This is a genomic window from Streptomyces sp. NPDC001401 (genome assembly GCF_042895385.1).
Classification (GTDB): Bacteria; Actinomycetota; Actinomycetes; order Streptomycetales; family Streptomycetaceae; genus Streptomyces.
This window is the reverse complement of sequence record NZ_JBIAWI010000036.1, coordinates 1-20926: the sequence shown is the minus strand read 5'-3', so window position 1 is coordinate 20926 and position 20926 is coordinate 1. Positions and strand designations below refer to the sequence as shown.

The 20926-nt window shown below is 68.9% G+C and carries 19 protein-coding genes; 12 read left to right on the top strand and 7 right to left on the bottom strand.

Annotation, left to right across the window (positions count from 1 at the left end; translation table 11 throughout):
- Positions 1-179: 179 nt before the first annotated feature.
- Positions 180-527 (bottom strand): hypothetical protein, encoded by a 348-nt coding sequence (locus ACFY10_RS53670; protein WP_390672745.1) that lies wholly within the window; start codon positions 525-527, stop codon positions 180-182.
- A 63-nt stretch (positions 528-590) separates the two neighbouring features.
- On the opposite strand from ACFY10_RS53670, the gene ACFY10_RS53665 reads away from it, so the two are divergent.
- Entirely contained in the window at positions 591-731 is a 141-nt protein-coding gene (locus ACFY10_RS53665) for a hypothetical protein (protein ID WP_390672744.1), read from the top strand.
- A gap of 89 nt (positions 732-820) precedes the next feature.
- On the opposite strand, the gene ACFY10_RS53660 is transcribed toward ACFY10_RS53665, so the two are convergent.
- Positions 821-1426, bottom strand: coding sequence for a hypothetical protein (locus ACFY10_RS53660; RefSeq protein ID WP_390672743.1), 606 nt, complete (start codon positions 1424-1426; stop codon positions 821-823).
- A 134-nt stretch (positions 1427-1560) separates the two neighbouring features.
- Between ACFY10_RS53660 and ACFY10_RS53655 the strand changes: the two genes are divergently transcribed.
- A complete protein-coding gene (locus ACFY10_RS53655; protein WP_390672742.1) occupies positions 1561-1995 on the top strand; it encodes a hypothetical protein in 435 nt (144 codons plus the stop codon).
- Between the two features lie 64 nt (positions 1996-2059).
- On the opposite strand, the gene ACFY10_RS53650 is transcribed toward ACFY10_RS53655, so the two are convergent.
- The 3 genes from ACFY10_RS53650 to eccCa all read right to left on the bottom strand — a co-directional run bounded on the left by ACFY10_RS53650 (position 2060) and on the right by eccCa (position 6912).
- Positions 2060-2353: a DUF397 domain-containing protein gene (locus tag ACFY10_RS53650; protein ID WP_389078686.1), complete on the bottom strand. Its 294-nt coding sequence runs from the start codon at positions 2351-2353 to the stop codon at positions 2060-2062.
- A gap of 77 nt (positions 2354-2430) precedes the next feature.
- Positions 2431-2817 (bottom strand): hypothetical protein, encoded by a 387-nt coding sequence (locus ACFY10_RS53645; RefSeq protein WP_390672740.1) that lies wholly within the window; start codon positions 2815-2817, stop codon positions 2431-2433.
- A 150-nt stretch (positions 2818-2967) separates the two neighbouring features.
- Complete coding sequence (gene eccCa / locus ACFY10_RS53640; RefSeq protein WP_390672739.1) at positions 2968-6912, bottom strand: type VII secretion protein EccCa; 3945 nt, start codon at positions 6910-6912, stop codon at positions 2968-2970.
- Between the two features lie 270 nt (positions 6913-7182).
- Here eccCa and eccD point away from each other — a divergent pair, with 270 nt between their 5' ends.
- From eccD to ACFY10_RS53605, 7 genes are all read left to right on the top strand, one after another.
- Complete coding sequence (gene eccD / locus ACFY10_RS53635) at positions 7183-8646, top strand: type VII secretion integral membrane protein EccD (RefSeq protein ID WP_390672738.1); 1464 nt, start codon at positions 7183-7185, stop codon at positions 8644-8646.
- Between the two features lie 136 nt (positions 8647-8782).
- Positions 8783-10300: a PQQ-binding-like beta-propeller repeat protein gene (locus ACFY10_RS53630; protein ID WP_390672737.1), complete on the top strand. Its 1518-nt coding sequence runs from the start codon at positions 8783-8785 to the stop codon at positions 10298-10300.
- Positions 10301-10499: 199 nt separating this feature from the next.
- Positions 10500-10787, top strand: a complete 288-nt coding sequence (rpsO, locus tag ACFY10_RS53625) for a 30S ribosomal protein S15 (protein WP_030945091.1) — start codon at positions 10500-10502, stop codon at positions 10785-10787.
- A 290-nt stretch (positions 10788-11077) separates the two neighbouring features.
- Positions 11078-13294, top strand: coding sequence for a polyribonucleotide nucleotidyltransferase (locus ACFY10_RS53620; protein WP_390672736.1), 2217 nt, complete (start codon positions 11078-11080; stop codon positions 13292-13294).
- Positions 13291-14670 (top strand): M16 family metallopeptidase, encoded by a 1380-nt coding sequence (locus ACFY10_RS53615; RefSeq protein ID WP_390672735.1) that lies wholly within the window; start codon positions 13291-13293, stop codon positions 14668-14670. The genes ACFY10_RS53620 and ACFY10_RS53615 overlap by 4 nt, the downstream gene beginning before the upstream one ends.
- Positions 14671-14695: 25 nt before the next feature.
- Positions 14696-15448, top strand: a complete 753-nt coding sequence (gene dapB / locus ACFY10_RS53610) for a 4-hydroxy-tetrahydrodipicolinate reductase (RefSeq protein WP_390672734.1) — start codon at positions 14696-14698, stop codon at positions 15446-15448.
- A gap of 8 nt (positions 15449-15456) precedes the next feature.
- Positions 15457-15909 (top strand): hypothetical protein, encoded by a 453-nt coding sequence (locus ACFY10_RS53605; protein WP_390672733.1) that lies wholly within the window; start codon positions 15457-15459, stop codon positions 15907-15909.
- 82 nt (positions 15910-15991) lie between these two features.
- On the opposite strand, the gene ACFY10_RS53600 is transcribed toward ACFY10_RS53605, so the two are convergent.
- Together ACFY10_RS53600 and ACFY10_RS53595 are read right to left on the bottom strand one after the other, a co-directional pair.
- Positions 15992-16546 carry a hypothetical protein gene (locus ACFY10_RS53600; RefSeq protein ID WP_390672732.1) on the bottom strand — a complete coding sequence of 185 codons (555 nt, stop codon included), beginning with the start codon at positions 16544-16546 and terminating at the stop codon, positions 15992-15994.
- Between the two features lie 92 nt (positions 16547-16638).
- Complete coding sequence (locus ACFY10_RS53595) at positions 16639-16875, bottom strand: hypothetical protein (RefSeq protein ID WP_266961358.1); 237 nt, start codon at positions 16873-16875, stop codon at positions 16639-16641.
- 202 nt (positions 16876-17077) lie between these two features.
- Here ACFY10_RS53595 and thyX point away from each other — a divergent pair, with 202 nt between their 5' ends.
- The 3 genes from thyX to ACFY10_RS53580 all read left to right on the top strand — a co-directional run bounded on the left by thyX (position 17078) and on the right by ACFY10_RS53580 (position 20756).
- Complete coding sequence (thyX, locus tag ACFY10_RS53590; RefSeq protein WP_390672731.1) at positions 17078-17818, top strand: FAD-dependent thymidylate synthase; 741 nt, start codon at positions 17078-17080, stop codon at positions 17816-17818.
- Positions 17819-18029: 211 nt separating this feature from the next.
- Positions 18030-18929 (top strand): 4-hydroxy-tetrahydrodipicolinate synthase, encoded by a 900-nt coding sequence (gene dapA / locus ACFY10_RS53585; RefSeq protein WP_390672730.1) that lies wholly within the window; start codon positions 18030-18032, stop codon positions 18927-18929.
- A 141-nt stretch (positions 18930-19070) separates the two neighbouring features.
- Positions 19071-20756 (top strand): ribonuclease J, encoded by a 1686-nt coding sequence (locus tag ACFY10_RS53580; protein ID WP_390672729.1) that lies wholly within the window; start codon positions 19071-19073, stop codon positions 20754-20756.
- The last annotated feature ends 170 nt before the right edge of the window (positions 20757-20926 follow it).

Sequence of the window (20926 nt, the reverse complement as noted above, 5' to 3'; positions counted from 1 at the left end):
AGCACCCCCGTCAGACGACACGGCCGTACAACTCCCTCATCGGTCAAGGGAAGTCACACAGAAGTACAGCCGTTGGCAAAGCTTACGGAATCACCCGTGGGCAACTTCAGAGGATTGCTGTCACAGATCTGTTGCAGGTCCTGTGCAGATCCTGACGGTGCGACCGGCCCGACGGGATCTCAGACCTTCGTGAAGCACAGCGTGTAGTCGAGCCGATGGCTCTGGTGGACCTGGATCCCGTAGGCGTACTTCGAGTCGCAGTTCAGGTCGTCGCCGAGCAGCTTGTCGGCCGTCCTGTACTCGGCCTCGGGGGAGTTGCAGTCGACGATCGTCGGCAGCGGATCGCCCTGGGGGTCCTTGACCTTGACGCAGTCGCCGATGTTCGGGTCGTGGGTCGCGTCCTCCTTGGCCTGTGCGGACGCCGCGGCCTCCGCCTTCGCCTTCCCGCCGGTGGGGCTGGTGTTGTAGTCCCAGACGTACCAGGCCAGGGCACCGAAGACCGCGATCACGACGGCAGCCGACTTCACGACCCGCAACGGACCTCCCGGCCGCGGGCGTTGAGGGCCGCGCGGCGGCTGAGGCTGCGGTTGGTGCGGCTGCTGTGGATAGCCGTACGGAACCTGCGGCTGCTGCGGGTATCCGTACGGCTGCTGGGGCTGACCGTACGGCTGCTGCGGCTGCCCGTAAGGCGGTTGGTTCTGATACTGCGGCGGAGGCGTCGACATGCCTGAAAGACCCCGTGGTTGACGAGAAGTTGTTGCCAAGAAGATGACCTGCGCAGGCTATACGCCGAGGTCAGCCAACCCCCAACCATGCCCGCTCACACGAAGTAGCTGACCAGGAACGATCCCCCGGCCCCCACCAGACCCACACCGATCATCCCGATCACCACCACATGGGTCACGCCCCGCCCCGCCGCGTCCCAGGCCTCGTCGTACGACACCCGGCTGTGCCCGAACGGCGCGTACCCGGTGGCAAGACAGAAGACCCCGAGCCCCGTCGGCACCCACCCCCCGAAGAACGCGGCGAAGAACCGCCAGGCCCGGTCCGGCCCGGCCTGGATGTACTCGCCGTCGGCGGAGGTGGCCGTCGCGGGCGCATCGGTCTGCTGCACCGCCACCTCGGCGCCCGCCCCGTACCGATGCCTGACCTGCACGGCCGCCCCCGCGTCCGTGTGCTTGCCGTCGTCCGACACGAACGTGCCCTCGCAGCGCACGGGGCGGCGGTTCTTACGGCTGCTGCGGGAGGCGTTGTTCGGGTGACTCACCTCGCACTGCTTCACGGTCAGGGTGCCCTGCGTGCCCGCCCACCCCGCCGGATACGCCCCCTCGTACGCGCCCCATCCGCTCAGCGCGAGCCCCGCCAGGAGGAAGACCAGACCGCCCAAGCGCCCGAGACGGCCGAGGGCCCCGTCGACGAAACCCACAGCGGAACGGTCGCCTCCGCCGCCTTTTCCCATGCCGCCAGCATGACACCCGCGCGTGACGCGAGATACTGCGGATGTCCGAGGGTGTCAGAGGACGTCCGAGGGACGACGCCGGCGAGGAGAAGCGGAGCGACATGACCAGGCGACCCGAGAACTCACCGACCCCGTCCGGCTCTTCGCCGGAGCGAGGCGTGCTGGACGAGGCACTCGAACCGGAGCAGATACGTTCGCTGAACTCCGCCCTGCGCAAGCTGTCCGAGAACGACGGCGTCGGCAAGGACCTCCAGGATGCGGCGAAGAAGCTGCTCTCCGGCCGCCTGCCCCTGCGCGACGCCCTCGACGACCCTGGGGTGGCCCGCGCCCTGGGGGGCGGCATGGCGTCCCTGCGCGGCCAGTGGGAGTCGCTCTCCGAGGAGGAACGCGACCAGGTCAGACACGGTGAGCCGCTGACCGGCGGGCACCAGCACGCCGACCGGTCCGAGCCGAGGAGGCCGGAGGCGGAGGGCCAGTCGTCACACACCGGCAAGAAGAACCAGGGCCGCCACAGCGGCGGTTTCTCGCTGTACTGATCACCGCACTGTCTGGTGGCGCCGGGCTCGACCGCGCCCCTTCGGGGGCGCGGCGCTGTGGTGCCTAGTCGGCCGAAACACCCCCGTTGTGCGGGGCAGGCTCCAGATCGAACTCCCCGTCCCGCGCCCCCAGCACAAACGCCCGCCACTCCGCCTCGGTGTACCGCAGCACGGTGTCGGGGTCGAGGGACGACCGCATGGCCACGGCGCCCTCGGGCAGGTACGCGATCTCGACCCGCTCCTCGTGCTCCTCGGTACCGGGCGCGCTGTGCCACTCCACGCCGGAGATGTCGAGGGCGTACAGCTCGTCCCGCTCCCGCTCCTTGCGTGCCTTGATCTGCTCTGCCGTCTCCGCCATGGTGCGGGGCCTCTTCCTGACATGTGAACGAAGTACGCGTCTCACCCTATGTGCGGGCACCACGCATCCGGCGCGGATCAGGTGTTTTGCGTCTTGGCGACCATGGTCTGTGATACTCCGGGCGGCAGCTTCACCTGACCGTCGAACTCCGCGGTCGTCTTCTGCCAGATGTCGAGCTGCTCTGCCTCGTTCTGCTCGTGGGCCACGCCCATCTTGGTGAAGGCGATGCCCATGCCCGCCAGCCGCTCGGCCAGGCTGCCCATCGACTGGTACATGCCGTCGCGCAGACCCTCGTAGGCGACACCGAACTTCTCGCCGATGTCGTCGTCGCCCCACGGCGGGGTGTCGCCCTTCTCGAGCGCGGTCAGTCCGTTCTGCAGCGCGGTCACGGCCTTCGAGAAGTCCTGGCCGACCGAGTACATGTTGAAGCCCTCGGTCTTGAGGACTTTGGGATCGGAATCCATGTGGTCCGACGACACAACTGCCCCCCGTGGCTCGTCCGGTTCATGTTTTCTCTCGCAACGCCACCATAGCGGCCCCCACTGACAACGCAGGAGGGGGCGGCACCCGCGCGGGTACCGCCCCCTCCTGCAAGCACAGCTGCAACCGAGGTCTCAGAACCGAGCCGGCAGCCAGCCCGTCTGAATCAGCTGCCCACCGCGTCGCCGCGTGTGGAAGTAGCCACGCCCGGGCGGCAGTTGCGATGCCGTGATGTTGCCGAGCAGCGCACCCTCCGACCGGTCGCCGGAGAGCACGAGGCCCTGGGCGCCGAGCTCGCGCATCCGCTGCATCACGGGCTCGTACAGCGACCTGCTGGCACCGCCCGAGGAGCGCGCGATGATGATGCGCAGACCGACGTCACGGGCGAACGGCAGGTACTCCAGGAGCGGGGCCAGCGGATTCACGCCGGTCGCCACCAGGTCGTAGTCGTCGACGATGACGAACGCGTCCGGGCTGCTGTACCAGCTGCGGTTGCGCAGCTGCTCGGGCGTGACGTCCGGGCCCGGCATACGCCGGTGCATCGAACCGGCCAGGCCCTCCAGCGTCTCCGTCAGGGCGGGCGCCGACGCGCAGTACCGCGACAGGTGCGAGTCGGGCACACCCTCCAGGTGCGCACGCCGGTAGTCGCCCATGACGATCTTCGCCTGGTCCGGCGTGTAGCGCTCGGTGATCTGCTTGACGAGCAGCCTCAGCATCGCGGACTTACCGGACTCGCTCTCACCGAACACGATGAACAGCGGATCCGTCTCGAAGTCGACGAAGACCGGCGCGAGCGAGGACTCGTCGATGCCGATGGCGACACCGCGGTCCGGGTGCTCGAACCCCTTGGGCAGCCGGTCCGACGGCAGCTGCGTGGGCAGCAGCCGTACGGCCGGAGCGTGGTTGCCCTGCCAGTTGTCGTTGATGCCGCGGATGAGGATGGAGGTCGCCTCGGAGAGGTCCTCGGTCGACGAGGAGCCGTCGACCCGGGGCAGCGCGGTCATGAAGTGCAGCTTGTCCTGGGTCAGACCGCGGCCCGGCACGGCCGCCGGGACGTTCTGCGCGACCTTGCGGTCGATCTCCGACTCGGTCGGGTCACCGAGGCGCAGCTCGATGCGGTTCTGCAGCATGTCCTTGAGCGCGGGCCGCACCTCGGTGTAGCGGCTGGCGGTCAGGATCACGTGCACACCGAAGCCGAGGCCGCGCGTCGCGATCTCCGTGACGGTGGACTCGAGCAGCTCGTAGTCCGTCTTGAAGGTGGCCCAGCCGTCGATGACGAGGAAGACGTCACCCCAGATCTGGTCGGGCAGATGGCCCGCGGCCCGGCGCTGCCGGTAGGTCTGGATCGAGTCGACGTTGTTCGCGCGGAAGTACTCCTCGCGCGCGTTGAGGATCCCCTCGACCTCACTGACCGTACGGCGGACCTTCTCGGCGTCGAGACGGTTGGCGACCCCGCCGACGTGCGCCAGGTCCTCCATCGCGATCAGACCGCCACCGCCGAAGTCCAGGCAGTAGAACTGCACTTCGGACGGTGTGTGGGTGAGGGCGAACGAGGAGATGAGCGAACGCAGCAGCGTCGACTTGCCGGACTGCGGACCACCGACGAACAGACCGTGGCCCGCGCCGCCCGAGAAGTCGCGGTACAGCACGTCGCGCCGCTGCTCGAACGGCTTGTCCACCAGGCCGAGCGGCACGTTGAGCCGGCCGAGGGCCGTGTAGTCGGGCGCGGTCAGGCCGCGGTCCGGGCTGACGGCGAGCTGGGGGAGGAGCTGCTCCAAAGAGGGCGCCTCCTCCAGCGGGGGCAGCCACACCTGGTGGGCGGGCGGACCCTGGTTGACCATCCGCCCGACGAGAACGTCCAGGACGGTGTCGGCGAGCGCGTCGTCCACCCGGTTGTCGACCTCCGGCTCCTCGATTACCGGCTGCGGGGGCAGCGCCACGTGCTCCGCCGTGAACAGCGCGGGCCGCAGCTGGGTCGAGCGGTGCACCCGGGACGGGCCCTCGCCGTGGTACGGCCCCGACACGTACGCCGCCTTGAAGCGGACCATGGTGTCGGTGTCGTAGCGCAGATAGCCGGAGCCGGGGATCGACGGCAGGTGGTAGGCGTCCGGGACACCGATCGCCGTACGCGACTCGGCGGCGGAGAAGGTCCGCAGACCGATCCGGTACGAGAGGTAGGTGTCCAGGCCGCGCAGCTTGCCCTCCTCCAGGCGCTGCGAGGCCAGCAACAGGTGGATGCCCAGCGAACGGCCGATACGGCCGATCTGGATGAACATGTCGATGAAGTCGGGCTTGGCGGTGAGGAGTTCGGAGAACTCGTCGAGCACGATCACCAGCGACGCCATCGGTTCGAGGGCGGCGCCGGCGGCCCGGGCCTTCTCGTAGTCGTGCAGGTTGGCGTAGTTGCCGGCCGAGCGCAGCAGCTCCTGGCGGCGCTGCGTCTCGCCCATGATCGAGTCACGCATGCGGTCGACGAGGGTGAGGTCGTCCGCGAGGTTGGTGATCACGGCCGCGGTGTGCGGCATGTCCGCCATGCCCGCGAAGGTCGCACCGCCCTTGAAGTCCGCGAGGATGAAGTTCAGCGTCTCCGAGGAGTGCGTGACCGCGAGACCGAGCACCAGCGTGCGCAGCACCTCGGACTTTCCGGAGCCGGTCGCGCCGACGCACAGCCCGTGCGGGCCCATGCCCTCCTGCGAGGCCTCCTTGAGGTCCAGCATGACCGGCTCGCCGTTCTCGCCGACACCGATCGGCACCCGGAGCCGCTCGTGCAGCGTGCGCGGCCGCCAGGTGCGGGAGACCTCGACGGTGCCCGCGTCGCCGATGCCCATCAGGTCGGTGAAGTCCAGGTTGGACAGAAGGGGTTCGCCCTCCTCCGCGGAGCCGACCCGGAAGGGCGCCAGCTGCCGGGCCAGGGACTCGGCCTGCTCCGGGTTCAGCACATCGGCCTTGCCGGTGTACGCCGACTCGTGGCCGACGAACAGCTGCATCCGGTCCGGCTTCACATACGCGGTCAGACCGGCGCGCAGCTCCTCCTCCAGCTCGCCCGGGGCGATCTCCAGGAAGGTGACGCCCTGAAGCCCCTCGGAACTGGCGAGTTCGGAGTCCGGCGGCACGGTGCCGCCGTCGAGGACCACGATCAGATGCGGCTGGTCGTAGACGGGGTTCGCATCCCGGTTCCAGCGGGGCCGGTCGTCCAGCTGGCCCGCCAGCGCCTCCTCCAGCTCCCCGAGGTCGTCGAAGAGGAGCCGGGACGAGCCCGCTCCGTCCTTGGCCTTCGGGTGCTGGCTGTGCGGCAGCCACTTGATCCAGTCCCAGTCCGCCGCCGCGGACGGGTGTGCCACCACGGCGACCATCAGGTCTTCCGGCGAGTGCAGCGTCGCCAACTGGGAAATGGTGGCACGGGCGTTGCCGTAGACCGTGTCCCTGTTTCCGCAGATCGTCACGTGGTAGAAGGCGCGCAGCGAGATGGACACGGGCAGGTCGGACAGACTGCCGTGCGCGTCGAGGAAGGCCTTCATGGCCGCCGCGGTCAGCGGCTCCAGCTCCTCCTTGGGGGCCGTGTCCGGGGCGACGAGCGGCGTGTTCAGCTGCTGGATGCCGCGGCCGATCCGTACGGAGGCGAAGTCCGCGTCGGTCGGGCGCCGCTCCCACAGCCGCTTGCCGTCGGCCGCCACCGCCCACAGCTGCTCCGGGTCGGGGTGCTGGAAGAGTTGACTCTGCCGCTGCAGTTCAGCGGTCTTGTGCACGTCCTTGCGGACCTGCTCGAGATAGCGGAAGTAGTCACGCCGGTCCTGCGCCATTCCCGCGCCGCCGCCCTGCCGGGACTTGGCGAACTGCGCGATGGCCATGGCCAGGGTCGAGGCGAGCATCAGCCCGCCGACCACCCTCATATAGGGGGGCAGGTTGGGCATGAAGAAGAAGCCGACAGAACCCAGCATGCCCATCATGGGCAGCAGGTTCATCAGCATGCTCTCGTCGCCCTCACGAGGGATCTCGGGGGGCGTCTCCAGTCTGACCTCGCCGTCCGGCACCACCGGGGGCACTATCCGCGGTGGCCGTTTGATGATGACGACGCTCACCGATGCACTCATCCTTCGTGATTGAAACGTCCTGGCATCGACGCCCCCGTTGTACCGCGACGTGTTCCCGTTCGCGTAGGCGTCTTTCGCGTAGGCATCGATCCTACTGATGCCCTCGGACCACAAGAGAGCCAGGAGCATGGAGATGCCGAGGGGGTACGGGGAGAAATGAGGGAGGCAGGCCCAACACCCCGTAGGGCAAGGGATAGGGTGGCGCTTCGCGTTGTACGAACTGCATGAAGCAGCCTTGTCTAGCAGGGGGAACACCAGGTGAGCACGGGGACTTCGACAGGTTTCTGCCGAATCACCATCGCAGCGCCGGACAGCCGAGTCGATGTCGCGCTGCCGGAGGACCTGCCGATCCAGGACCTCTTTCCTGAGATCATCAGGCTCTCGGGCCTGGTCCAGTCGGACACCAGTCTTGCCGGTTATCACCTTGTGACCCGCGAGGGTCAGGTGCTCGACGCGAGTCGTTCGTTGCTGGAGCACCGGGTCCGGGACGGTGAGGTGCTGCTGCTGCGGACCTTCGCCGACTCCCTGCCGCCGGCCGTCCACGACGACGTCGTGGACGCCATCGCCGCGGCGGTCAAGCAGGACATCCGCAGCTGGAACGACAACCTGATGCGGGTGGCCGGCCTCGTCGCCGGTTCGCTGCTGCTGATCATGCTCGGTTTCGTCTTCTGGTTCGCGGACCCGATCCGGCACGACATGCACGGCCTGCAGGGCATCCTCGCGGGCGTGACCGCACTCGGCCTCACGGCACTCGCCGGGGTACGGGCCCGGGTGTACGACGACCGGGGCTCCGCCGTGGCGCTCGGCATCTCGGCACTGCCGCACGCGCTCATCGCGGGCTCCGGGGTCATTGCGCAGGGCGCGCACGAAGGCCCCGGAAGGCTCCAGTTCCTCGTCGGCTGCGTCGCCGTACTGCTGCTCTCGGTCGTGCTGATCATGCTGCTGCCGCAGGGAGACGCCCCGTTCGTGGCCGCCGCGCTGGCCTCCGCGATCGGCACGCTCGCCGTGTTCTGCGGTGTGCTCACCGACGCGGCGCCGCGGGAGATCGCCGCCGGCACCTCGGTCGTCGCCCTGGCGGTCGTGGGCTTCCTGCCCGGCTGGTCGTCCCGGTTCGCCAAGCTGCCGATCGGCTTCCGCAACCCCGAGGACCTGGCCAGGGCCCGTCGCGAGGGCCGCGAAGGCGACCTCGAGGCCGTCGACGTCCAGCGCATCGTCGCCCAGACCAGTCGCGGCCACGAACTGCTGCTCGGCCTGGTCGGCGGGTGCGCCGCCGTCATCGTCGGTGCGGGCGGCGCGGTGCTCGGCTTCAGCGACAGCGGCTGGGCCCAGCTGCTGGCCCTGTGCACCGGCCTCGCCGCGATGCTGCGGGCCCGCCTGTTCCGCTACACCGCCCAGGTCGCCTGCCTGTTCGTCGCCGGTGTCATCACGCTCGGCCTGCTGGTCCTCGGCCTCGCGATCTCGCCGCCGGCCGACATCATCATCCAGCTGCTCCAGAACAACCACGGTCCGGTCAACGTACGGACCCTGTGGCTCGGCGCCTCGGTCGGGGCCGGTGTGCTGCTGCTGATCGCGATCGCCCTGATCGTGCCGCAGAAGGGGCTCTCCCCGTTCTGGGGCCGCATGCTGGACCTCGCGGACTCGCTGGTCCTGCTGTCCCTGGTCCCGGTCTGCCTGGCAGTCCTCGATGTCTACGGCAAGGTCCGCGGCGGCATCGGGAACTGAGACCCGCCCGGCGAGAAAAGCCTGAACGCCCCACCCCCTGCACACAGGGCGTGGGGCGTCTGCGTGAGCACTGCGCCGGAATCCGTGCCCCGTCACGGGGAAACTTCGGAAAACCTCACAGGAAAAGGACCCTCGCGTGAGCTTCGGCCCGCCCCCTCCCATGTACGCCCAGCCTGCCCCGCCCGCGCAGCCCCCACGGCAGAAGCGCCGCCCGAAGTGGCTGCTTGCGCTGCTCGCACTCGTGCTGGTCGCGGCGCTCGGCACGGGCGGCCGGCTCCTGTGGGGCGCCGGCGACGGCACGAAGACGTCGAACGGGTCGGCCACTAGCCAGGGGCCGCTCGACGTCCGGGAGACCGTCGAGAAGAAGCCCGCGAGCACCACCGGAAAGATGGCCTTCCGCTTCTCCGTGGACGACCTCAGCCCGGGCGAGCACTACCAGATGCCCGGCATGTGGGCCACGGACAAGATCCTCGCCAAGGGCATCAACAAGACCGTCATCGGCCTGCGCATAGGCACCGACGCGGCCCCCGGCGACGAGAAGTGGAAGCTCCCCCTCGACGGCCCGATCTGCGGCTACACCCGCCACGTGACCAACGACAACCGCACGGCCGTCCTGTTCCGCGCGAACGACCGGGGCGGCGCCTACTGCAACCACGTGGCCTTCTTCGACCTCGACGACGGCCGCGAGCTGTGGGACACCGACTTCCCCTACTCCGAGTTCGGTGACGCCAAGGGGCTGGCGACGGGCGGCGACGACCAGGACACCCCCAGCGTGACCCTGGTGCACGGCACGGTTGTCGTGACCTGGGGCGGCGGCACCGACGCGTACAGCATGAACACCGGCAGGCGCATCTGGGAGACGACGTCGACCGGCTCCTGCCAGGACATGGGCGCGGCCGGCGGCGGCGCACTGCTCGTCCGCCAGCAGTGCTGGAACGACAAGGCCCCCGCCGACTCGACGGACGCCACCACCTACAAGGCACGCAAGGTCGACCCGAAGACGGGCAAGGTCCTGTGGACCTACTTCGCCGCGAAGGGCATCCGGGACCTCAACATCCCGTCCGCCGAGCCGCCCGTCCTGGCCGTCCAGGCCGGCGAGATCGGCATCTCCGAGATGCTCTCCCTCGACACCCGGGGCAAGCCCCGCGCCGTGATCCGCCTCCAGAACGGCACCTACGTCGGCGAGTGCTCGTACGACGACTTCCTCACCACCGACGACTGCCCGACCATCGCCGTCGGTGACGGCCAGGTCTTCCTGCGCAGCAAGGAGTCGGGCGAGCTGATCAACTCCAACTGGATCATCGGCTTCGACCTCGCGACCGGGAAGACCACCAAGAAGTACGACTCCGGTCCCGGCTCCCTCCTGTACCCGGTCCGGACGAGCGGCGGCAAACTCCTCGCCGTACGCGTGACCGACCAGCACGTGATGCCCTCGGGGCTGGTCAGCCTGGATCCGCAGACGGGCACGGAGACCCCGTACCTCTACTTCGACCTTCCGGAGGAGGCCGACCTGATGACGATGACGGACTACAACGACATCGTCGTCCAGGACGGCCGCATCTTCTTCGGCGTCAAGAAGGTCGACGGCCCGGCCAAGGGGCAGCCCAAGTGGGTCTATCTCGTCCTGGGCATCGAGAGCATGGCCGTGAAGTAATGGCCGTGAAGTGGGCACCCCACTGGCTGGTACGCTGTGTGACGGCCGTTTGTGTACGCACCCCCGGAGCCCCCGCAGGTTCACCTGCCGGCCCTGGAGGCCGCGCCCAGCGGATCCCCGCCTCCCGAGTAACGGAAGCTCCCCCGAGACAAAGACCGGGGGCACTCGGTGGCAACTTTGAAGACTACGAGGAGTACGAGTGTCGCTCGACGCCGCTACGAAGAAGCAGATCATCACCGAGTTCGGCCAGAAGGAGGGCGACACCGGCTCCCCCGAGGTCCAGGTCGCCATGCTTTCGCGCCGGATCTCGGACCTGACCGAGCACCTCAAGACCCACAAGCACGACCACCACTCCCGCCGTGGTCTGCTGATCCTGGTCGGTCAGCGCCGTCGCCTGCTGCAGTACCTCGCCAAGAAGGACATCCAGCGCTTCCGTGCGCTGGTCGACCGCCTCGGCATCCGCCGTGGTGCGGCGGGCGCCAAGTAAGACGTGAGGAAGGGAGCGGTTCCCGAAACGATCGGGGATCGCTCCCTTTGCCGTACGTACGGAAACGTGCGGAGTGTCACACCCGCTTTGTAGTGTGGTAGCACAACGCAATACCACGAGGAGAAGTGCACCTCGCCGCCGCCGGTCCTCGGTAGTGGCCCCCGGGCAATGCGAACCCGGGTGCTTCGATCGAAGACCGGCCCGCACCAGACGGAGCGCTTCTCCGCCCACGTCCCCCCGCCACACGGGCGGATCGGGACAAAAGACGAAAAGTAACGGAGAAAACGCTAGTGGAGAACGAGACCCACTACGCCGAGGCCGTCATCGACAACGGCTCCTTCGGCACCCGCACCATCCGCTTCGAGACGGGCCGCCTGGCCAAGCAGGCCGCCGGCTCCGCCGTGGCGTACCTGGACGACGACACCATGGTGCTGTCGGCCACCACCGCCTCCAAGAACCCCAAGGACCAGCTCGACTTCTTCCCCCTGACGGTGGACGTCGAGGAGCGGATGTACGCCGCCGGCAAGATCCCCGGCAGCTTCTTCCGCCGTGAGGGCCGTCCCTCCGAGGACGCGATCCTCACCTGTCGTCTGATCGACCGCCCGCTGCGCCCGTCCTTCAAGAAGGGCCTGCGCAACGAGATCCAGGTCGTCGCCACGATCATGGCCCTCAACCCCGACCACCTGTACGACGTCGTGGCGATCAACGCCGCGTCCGCGTCCACGCAGCTGGCCGGTCTGCCCTTCTCCGGCCCGATCGGCGGCGTTCGCGTCGCGCTGATCAACAACCAGTGGGTGGCGTTCCCGACGCACTCCGAGCTCGAGGACGCCGTCTTCGACATGGTCGTCGCCGGTCGCGTCCTGGAGGACGGCGACGTCGCGATCATGATGGTCGAGGCCGAGGCCACCGACAAGACCATCCAGCTGGTCAAGGGCGGCGCCGAGGCCCCGACCGAGGAGGTCGTCGCCGCCGGTCTGGAAGCCGCGAAGCCCTTCATCAAGGTGCTCTGCAAGGCCCAGGCCGACCTCGCCTCCAAGGCCGCCAAGCCGACCGGCGAGTTCCCGATCTTCCTCGACTACCAGGACGACGTCCTGGAGGCGCTTTCCGCCGCCGTCCGCCCGGAGCTCTCCTCCGCGCTGACGATCGCGGGCAAGCAGGAGCGCGAGTCCGAGCTGGACCGCGTCAAGGCGCTCGCCGCCGAGAAGCTCCTGCCGGAGTTCGAGGGCCGCGAGAAGGAGATCTCCGCCGCGTACCGCTCCCTGACCAAGCAGCTCGTCCGCGAGCGCGTGATCAAGGAGAAGAAGCGCATCGACGGCCGTGGCGTCACGGACATCCGTACGCTCGCCGCCGAGGTCGAGGCCATCCCGCGCGTGCACGGCTCCGCGGTGTTCGAGCGTGGCGAGACCCAGATCCTGGGCGTCACCACGCTGAACATGCTCCGCATGGAGCAGCAGCTGGACACGCTGTCGCCGGTGACGCGCAAGCGCTACATGCACAACTACAACTTCCCGCCGTACTCCACCGGTGAGACCGGCCGCGTCGGCTCCCCGAAGCGCCGCGAGATCGGCCACGGCGCTCTCGCCGAGCGCGCCCTGGTCCCGGTCCTGCCGACGCGCGAGGAGTTCCCCTACGCGATCCGCCAGGTCTCCGAGGCGCTGAGCTCCAACGGCTCGACGTCCATGGGCTCGGTCTGCGCCTCCACCATGTCGCTGCTGAACGCCGGTGTGCCGCTGAAGGCCCCGGTCGCCGGTATCGCCATGGGTCTGATCTCCCAGGAGATCGACGGCGAGACGCACTACGTCACCCTCACCGACATCCTCGGTGCGGAGGACGCCTTCGGTGACATGGACTTCAAGGTCGCCGGCACCAAGGAGTTCGTGACCGCCCTCCAGCTCGACACCAAGCTGGACGGCATCCCGGCCTCCGTCCTGGCCGCGGCCCTGAAGCAGGCCCGTGACGCCCGTCTCCACATCCTCGACGTGATGATGGAAGCGATCGACACGCCGGACGAGATGTCCCCGAACGCCCCGCGGATCATCACGGTCAAGATCCCCGTGGACAAGATCGGTGAGGTCATCGGCCCCAAGGGCAAGATGATCAACCAGATCCAGGAGGACACCGGCGCCGAGATCACGATCGAGGACGACGGCACCATCTACATCGGTGCCGCCGACGGCCCGGCCGCCGAGGCCGCCCGCGCCACGATCAACGGCATCGCCAACCCGACCATGCCGGAGGTCGGCGAGCGCTACCTGGGCACCGTCGTGAAGACGACGACCTTCGGTGCGTTCGTGTCGCTGCTCCCGGGCAAGGACGGTCTGCTGCACATCTCGCAGATCCGCAAGCTCGCGGGCGGCAAGCGCGTGGAGAACGTCGAGGACGTCGTCGGCGTGGGCCAGAAGGTCCAGGTCGAGATCGCCGAGATCGACTCCCGCGGCAAGCTCTCCCTGATCCCGGTCATCGAGGGCGAAGAAGGCGACGAGAAGAAGGACGACGGCGACAAGTGACGCCCCGTGGCTTCAAGGCGACGGCCCGCACCTCCTCGGAGGCGCGGGCCGTCGCCCGTACCCAAACCCTCATCAAGGGCGAGAACGGCATCGGCACGGTCCGCAAGACCACCCTCCCCGGCGGTCTGCGTATCGTCACCGAGACCCTGCCCTCGGTCCGCTCCGCGACCTTCGGCATCTGGGCGCACGTGGGCTCCCGCGACGAGACGCCGTCCCTGAACGGTGCCACGCACTATCTGGAGCACCTGCTCTTCAAGGGCACCACCCGCCGTAGCGCGCTGGACATCTCCTCGGCCATCGACGCGGTCGGCGGCGAGATGAACGCGTTCACGGCGAAGGAGTACACGTGCTACTACGCGCGCGTGCTCGACACCGACCTGCCGCTGGCCATCGACGTCGTCTGCGACATGCTCACGGGCTCCCTGATCATCGAGGAGGACGTCAACGTCGAGCGCGGCGCGATCCTCGAAGAGATCGCGATGACCGAGGACGACCCGGGCGACTGCGTGCACGACCTGTTCGCGCACACGATGTTCGGCGACAACGCCCTCGGCCGCCCGGTCCTCGGCACGGTCGACACGGTCAACGCCCTCACCGCCGACCGCATCCGCCGCTTCTACAAGAAGCACTACGACCCGACCCACCTGGTCGTGGCGGCCGCCGGCAACATCGACCACAACAAGGTCGTACGACAGGTGCGCGCCGCCTTCGAGAAGGCGGGCGCCTTCAAGAACGCCACGGCGGCCCCCATCGCCCCGCGCGACGGCAGCCGCACGATCCGCACCGCGGGCCGCGTCGAACTGCTCGGCCGCAAGACCGAACAGGCACATGTCGTCCTCGGCATGCCCGGCCTCGCCCGCACGGACGACCGCCGCTGGGCCCTCGGCGTGCTGAACACAGCCCTCGGCGGCGGCATGTCGTCGCGCCTCTTCCAGGAGGTCCGCGAGAAGCGCGGCCTGGCGTACAGCGTCTACTCGTACACCTCGGGCTTCGCCGACTGCGGCCTGTTCGGCGTGTACGCGGGCTGCAGGCCCTCGCAGGTCCACGACGTGCTGAAGATCTGCCGCGACGAACTCGACCACGTCGCCGAGCACGGCCTGTCCGACGACGAGATCGGCCGCGCCATCGGCCAGTTGAGGGGTTCGACGGTCCTGGGGCTCGAGGACACGGGCGCGCTGATGAACCGTATCGGCAAGAGCGAGCTGTGCTGGGGCGAGCAGATGTCCGTCGACGACATGCTGGCCCGGATAGCCTCGGTCACCCCGGACGACGTCCGCTCCGTCGCGCGCGACGTCCTGGGACAGCGGCCTTCGCTGTCGGTCATCGGCCCGCTGAAGGACAAGCAGGCGTCCCGTCTGCACGAAGCGGTCGCGTAAGTCCTCTCCTGAAGGAAGCAAGTAGATGAGCAAGCTGCGCGTGGCGGTCCTCGGTGCCAAGGGCCGGATCGGCTCGGAGGCGGTACGGGCCGTCGAGGCGGCCGAGGACATGGAGCTGGTGGCCGCCCTGAGCCGGGGCGACAAGCTGGAGACCCTCGCCGAGACCGGTGCCCAGGTCGCCGTCGAACTGACCACGCCGGCCTCGGTGATGGACAACCTCGAGTACTGCGTGAGCCACGGCATCCACGCGGTCGTCGGTACGACGGGCTGGACCGACGAGCGTCTCACGCAGCTCAAGGGCTGGCTGGCGGCCTCGCCGGAGACGGGCGTGCTGATCGCGCCCAACTTCTCCATCGGCGCCGTACTGACGATGAAGTTCGCGCAGATCGCCGCGCCCTACTTCGAGTCCGTCGAGGTCATCGAGCTGCACCACCCGAAGAAGGTCGACGCCCCCTCAGGCACCGCCACGCGCACGGCCCAGCTCATCGCCGAGGCGCGGCGTGCGGCAGGCTCGGCCCAGGCGCCGGACGCCACCGAGACGGCCCTGGACGGCGCCCGCGGCGCGAACGTCGACGGGATCCCCGTCCACGCCGTCCGCCTGCGCGGCCTGCTCGCCCACCAGGAGGTCCTGCTGGGCGGCGAGGGCGAGACGCTGACCGTCCGGCACGACTCGCTCCACCACAGCAGCTTCATGCCGGGCATCCTGCTCGGCGCACGCCGCGTGGTGACCACCCCGGGCCTGACCTTCGGCCTGGAACACTTCCTGGACCTGGGCTGACACCCGCCATGCGAGCCAAGCTCTCCTACGCCATAACGGCCGCCGTCCTGGTCTTCTACTTCGTCCTGGTCGGCAGCCGCGGCGTCATGCTCATCCAGTCCGGCACGGTCCTCACCGTCACCTTCGGTACGGCGGTGCTGATCCTGCCGGTGATCGGCCTGTGGTTCCTGTGGAAGAACACCCAGTTCGTCCGCAAGGCCAACGCCCTCGCGGCCGAACTCGACGCCGAGGGCGGCCTGCCCGTCGACGAGCTCAAGCGCACGCCGGGCGGCCGTATCGACCGCGACTCGGCCGACGAGGTCTTCGCCAAGCGCAAGGCCGAGACGGAGACTGCTCCCGACGACTGGCGCAGCTGGTTCCGCCTCGCCGTCGCCTACCACGACGCCCGCGACACTCCACGCGCCCGCAAGGCCATGCAACGCGCCATCGCCCTGCACGAAGGCAGAGCGATCGAGGCCTGAGGCCCGCGACTCCACCTCAGCCGTACGTCGAAGGGGCCGGCCCGCACCCACCGCGGACCGGCCCCTTCGTACGAACGCCGGGTCAGCCGCGCCCGTTCTCCGCCGCCCACGCCTCGATCGTGTCCGCAGCCCGGTCGAACGACCCGGCTCGCGCCAGGAAGTCCGCGTTGTGCGTGGTCAGCAGCACCGGTGCGTCCTGCGCAGGACGGTCACTGCGTACGAGGATCAGCGCCTGCCCCTGGACCGTGCGCGGCAGCCCGAGCCAGCGCACCGGCTGCTGCACCGTCCGCAGGGCGACGACCCGCTCCCACGGCGTCGTACGCGTCCCGAAGAAGCCCACCTGGCGCAGCCCGCGCGCACTCACCCAGGCGCCCATGCGCAGCAGCCTGAGGGAGCCCGCGATGACGGCCAGCGCGATTCCGAAGACCACGCCGGCCTCGGAAGCCGAAGCGGTGAACGCGATGATGACCGCAGCGAACAGCACGAACGAGGCGAGCAGCAGCCAGAGTGCCGCCACGCCCACACGCCACGGCCCGGGACGGTAGGGCCGCCGCCAGCGGTCGCGGTCGTCGAAGGGCAGCGCGGCATCGTCAGCCGTCTCATAGGCACGGTCGGCCGTCAGGAAGGGCAGGGGCACGGCTGGTCCTCACTCAATCCATGCATGGGGCTGTGCCCGGTGAGGCTATCCGCCTATGTGTCTGCTCACCACCCGCGGGGGTCCGGATGGAGTCAGTGCCCCTGAGAGGCCTGTGACTGCTGAGCCGGAGTGGAGGCAGGGCTGGACAGCGCAGGCATGCCGAGGACCAGCGAGCCCACGAGCCCGGCCACGATGGTGAGTCCGAGCAGCCAGCGCCCGGCTATCTGACCGGCGGACGCCCGCTGACGGGGCGGAGGAGCGACATTGCTGCGGAACCTGTCGGCTTCGGCGACAAAGGCGAACGGGACGGGCTCGCGCCGACGGAACATGGGTGCTGCGTCTCCCCTCGGGGATCGAACGAATCACTGTCACCAACACAGACGGTCGAGAGCCCCAAAAGGTGCCCGGTTTCGCCGAATTCACAGAATTTCGCCGACGTATGTCGCGTCCCGGCACCGAACGCCCCGTTGTCAGTGCCGGGCCGTAGAGTGGGCGCCGCCCGAGAGAAGTGATGGAAGGACCCTCCGAGCCGTGACCGACACCCCCGCCGACGACCTCAAGCCCAGCTTCCGCGGTGACGTCACCGTCGAACTGGTCAAGCACACCGCGTCCGACGCCGACGTGCTGTTCGCCGCCCGAGTCTCGACCATCGGCGAGCAGTCCCTGGACGAGCTGGGCAAGGACCCGGAGCGCTCCAAGGGCCTGATCAACTACCTGATGCGGGACCGGCACGGCAGCCCCTTCGAGCACAACTCGATGACCTTCTTCATCAGCGCCCCGATCTTCGTCTTCCGCGAGTTCATGCGGCACCGCGTCGGCTGGTCGTACAACGAGGAATCGGGCCGGTACCGGGAGCTCCACCCCGTCTTCTACGTCCCCGACGAGTCCCGCAAGCTCGTCCAGGAGGGCCGCCCCGGCAAGTACGTGTTCGTGGAGGGCACCCAGGCCCAGCAGGAGCTGGTCGGCCGCGTCATGGAGGACTCGTACCGTCAGGCGTACGAGTCCTACCAGGAGATGCTCGCCGCCGGCGTCGCCCGCGAGGTCGCCCGCGCGGTCCTCCCGGTCGGCCTGTTCTCTTCCATGTACGCCACCTGCAACGCCCGCTCGCTGATGCACTTCCTCGGCCTGCGCACCCAGCACGAACTGGCGAAGGTCCCGTCCTTCCCGCAGCGGGAGATCGAGATGGTCGGCGAGAAGATGGAGGCCGAGTGGGCCAGGCTCATGCCGCTCACCTACGCCGCCTTCAACGCGAACGGCCGTGTGGCGCCGTAGCGCACCCCCGTTCCCCAACGGAGGACAGATGTACGGGTCAGCCTCGCGAAGTGTCCGTATTGCGGCATTTGGAGAAGTTCATCTAGCCTGATCAAACGGACCCGGTACTGCTTGAACCCCCGAGCAGGCAGTACCGGGCTCCGCATTTGTCCTGACTTATCCCGCACCCCAAGGGCAGACCACGCATTGAGCAGCGAGTAGCGTGTTACCCATGGCTCCGACCTCCACTCCGCAGACCCCCTTCGGGCGGGTCCTCACCGCCATGGTCACGCCCTTCACGGCGGACGGCGCACTCGACCTCGACGGCGCGCAGCGGCTCGCCACCCACCTGGTGGACGCAGGCAACGACGGCCTGATCATCAACGGCACCACCGGCGAGTCCCCCACCACCAGTGACGCGGAGAAATCGGATCTCGTACGAGCCGTACTGGAGGCGGTCGGCGACCGTGCCCACGTCGTGGCCGGCGTCGGCACGAACGACACCCACCACAGCATCGAGCTGGCCCAGGCCGCCGAGAAGGTGGGCGCCCACGGCCTCCTGATCGTGACGCCGTACTACAACAAGCCCCCGCAGGAGGGCCTGTACCGGCACTTCACGGCCGTCGCCGACGCCGCCGAGCTGCCGGTCATGCTCTACGACATCCCCGGGCGCAGCGGCGTCCCGATCAACACCGAGACGCTGGTCCGACTCGCCGAGCACCCGCGTATCGTCGCCAACAAGGACGCCAAGGGCGACCTCGGGCGCGCGAGCTGGGCCATCGCCCGCTCCGGGCTCGCCTGGTACTCCGGCGACGACATGCTGAACCTGCCGCTGCTCTCCGTGGGCGCGGTCGGCTTCGTGTCGGTCGTCGGTCATGTGGTCACTCCGGACCTGCGCGCCCTCGTCGAGGCGTTCGTCTCCGGCGACGTCCAGAAGGCCACCGAGATCCACCAGAAGCTGCTCCCGGTCTACACGGGCATGTTCCGCACCCAGGGCGTCATGACGACGAAGGCCGCCCTCGCCCTCCAGGGCCTGCCCGCGGGACCCCTGCGCGCACCCATGGTGGAGTGCACGCTCGAAGAGATCGCCCAGCTCAAGATCGATCTTGCTGCAGGCGGGGTACAGCTCTGACACCAGACTTGGCACGACAGGCTTCACAACTGAATAGGCGGGCCACCGGTGCCCGCACCCCACAACGACAACTGCTCATGCACGAACGTCACGCGCGCCACGTGCCCACTGGTACGTGGCGCGTGTGGTGAGGAGAGTCTTTTGAGTCATCCGCATCCTGAACTCGGCCCGCCCCCGCCGCTCCCCGAGGGCGGCCTACGGGTCACCCCGCTCGGCGGTCTCGGCGAGATCGGCCGAAACATGACGGTCTTCGAGTACGGCGGCCGTCTTCTCATCGTCGACTGCGGCGTGCTCTTCCCCGAGGAGGAGCAGCCCGGAATCGACCTGATCCTGCCGGACTTCTCGTCCGTACGGGACCGCCTCGACGACATCGAGGGCATCGTGCTCACGCACGGCCACGAGGACCACATCGGCGGCGTCCCCTACCTCCTGCGCGAGAAGCCGGACATCCCGCTGATCGGCTCCAAGCTGACCCTCGCCCTCATCGAGGCGAAGCTCCAGGAGCACCGCATCCGCCCGTACACCCTCGAGGTGGCGGAGGGGAACCGCGAACGTGTCGGCCCCTTCGACTGCGAGTTCGTCGCGGTCAACCACTCCATCCCGGACGCCCTCGCCGTGGCCATCCGCACGCCGGCCGGCATGGCGGTCCACACCGGCGACTTCAAGATGGACCAGCTCCCGCTGGACGGTCGCCTGACGGACCTCCACGCGTTCGCAAGACTGAGCGAAGAGGGAATCGATCTCCTCCTCTCCGATTCGACGAACGCGGAGGTGCCCGGCTTCGTCCCGCCCGAGCGCGACATCTCCAACGTCCTGCGCCAGGTCTTCGCGAGCGCCCGCAAGCGGATCATCGTGGCGAGCTTCGCCAGCCACGTCCACCGCATCCAGCAGATCCTGGACGCGGCTCATGAGTACGGCCGCCGGGTCGCCTTCGTAGGCCGCTCGATGGTCCGCAACATGGGCATCGCACGAGACCTGGGCTACCTGAAGGTCCCGCCGGGCCTGGTCGTCGACGTGAAGACACTGGACGACCTCCCCGACAGCGAGATCGTGCTGGTCTGCACGGGCTCGCAGGGCGAGCCCATGGCGGCCCTGTCCCGCATGGCCAACCGCGACCACCAGATCCGCATCGTCGACGGCGACACGGTGATCCTGGCGTCGTCGCTGATCCCCGGCAACGAGAACGCGGTCTACCGCGTGATCAACGGCCTGACCCGCTGGGGCGCGAACGTGGTCCACAAGGGCAACGCGAAGGTCCACGTCTCGGGTCACGCGTCCGCGGGCGAGCTCCTGTACTTCTACAACATCTGCCGCCCGAAGAACCTGATGCCGGTCCACGGCGAATGGCGCCACCTACGCGCCAACGCCGAACTGGGCGCCATGACCGGCGTCCCGCACGACCGCATCGTCATCGCCGAGGACGGCGTGGTCGTCGACCTCGTCGAGGGCAAGGCAAAGATCTCGGGCAAGGTCCAGGCGGGTTATGTCTACGTCGACGGGCTCTCGGTCGGCGACGTGGGCGAGCCGGCGCTGAAGGATCGCAAGATCCTTGGCGACGAGGGCATCATCTCGGTCTTCGTCGTGGTGGACTCCTCCACCGGCAAGATCACGGGCGGCCCGCACATCCAGGCCCGCGGCTCGGGCATCGACGACTCGGCCTTCGGCGATGTGATGCCGAAGATCGCCGAGGTACTCGAGCGCTCGGCCCAGGACGGGGTGGTGGAGCCGCACCAGCTGCAGCAGCTAATCCGCCGCACCCTCGGCAAGTGGGTCTCCGACACGTATCGGCGCAGGCCAATGATCCTCCCGGTCGTGGTGGAGGTCTGACCGACGTACGGCCCCTCGTACGTGTGAACCCGGAGCGGGGGGGGGGGGGGGGGGGGGGGGCGGGCCGGGCCGCCCCCCCCCCCCCCCCCCCCCGCCCCCCCGCCCCCGCCGCCGCCGCGCCCCGCCCCCCCCCCCCCCCCCCCCCCCCCCGCCCCCCCCCCCCCCCCCCC

What these genes read in the sequence shown, in the direction of transcription:
- ACFY10_RS53655 (WP_390672742.1), top strand. Translation starts at nt 1,561, where the DNA reads ATGACCAGGCGACCCGAGAACTCACCGACCCCGTCCGGCTCTTCGCCG.
- ACFY10_RS53650 (WP_389078686.1), bottom strand. Translation starts at nt 2,353, where the DNA reads ATGGCGGAGACGGCAGAGCAGATCAAGGCACGCAAGGAGCGGGAGCGG.
- ACFY10_RS53645 (WP_390672740.1), bottom strand. Translation starts at nt 2,817, where the DNA reads ATGGATTCCGATCCCAAAGTCCTCAAGACCGAGGGCTTCAACATGTAC.
- dapB (WP_390672734.1), top strand. Translation starts at nt 14,696, where the DNA reads ATGAGCAAGCTGCGCGTGGCGGTCCTCGGTGCCAAGGGCCGGATCGGC.
- ACFY10_RS53605 (WP_390672733.1), top strand. Translation starts at nt 15,457, where the DNA reads ATGCGAGCCAAGCTCTCCTACGCCATAACGGCCGCCGTCCTGGTCTTC.
- ACFY10_RS53595 (WP_266961358.1), bottom strand. Translation starts at nt 16,875, where the DNA reads ATGTTCCGTCGGCGCGAGCCCGTCCCGTTCGCCTTTGTCGCCGAAGCC.
- dapA (WP_390672730.1), top strand. Translation starts at nt 18,030, where the DNA reads ATGGCTCCGACCTCCACTCCGCAGACCCCCTTCGGGCGGGTCCTCACC.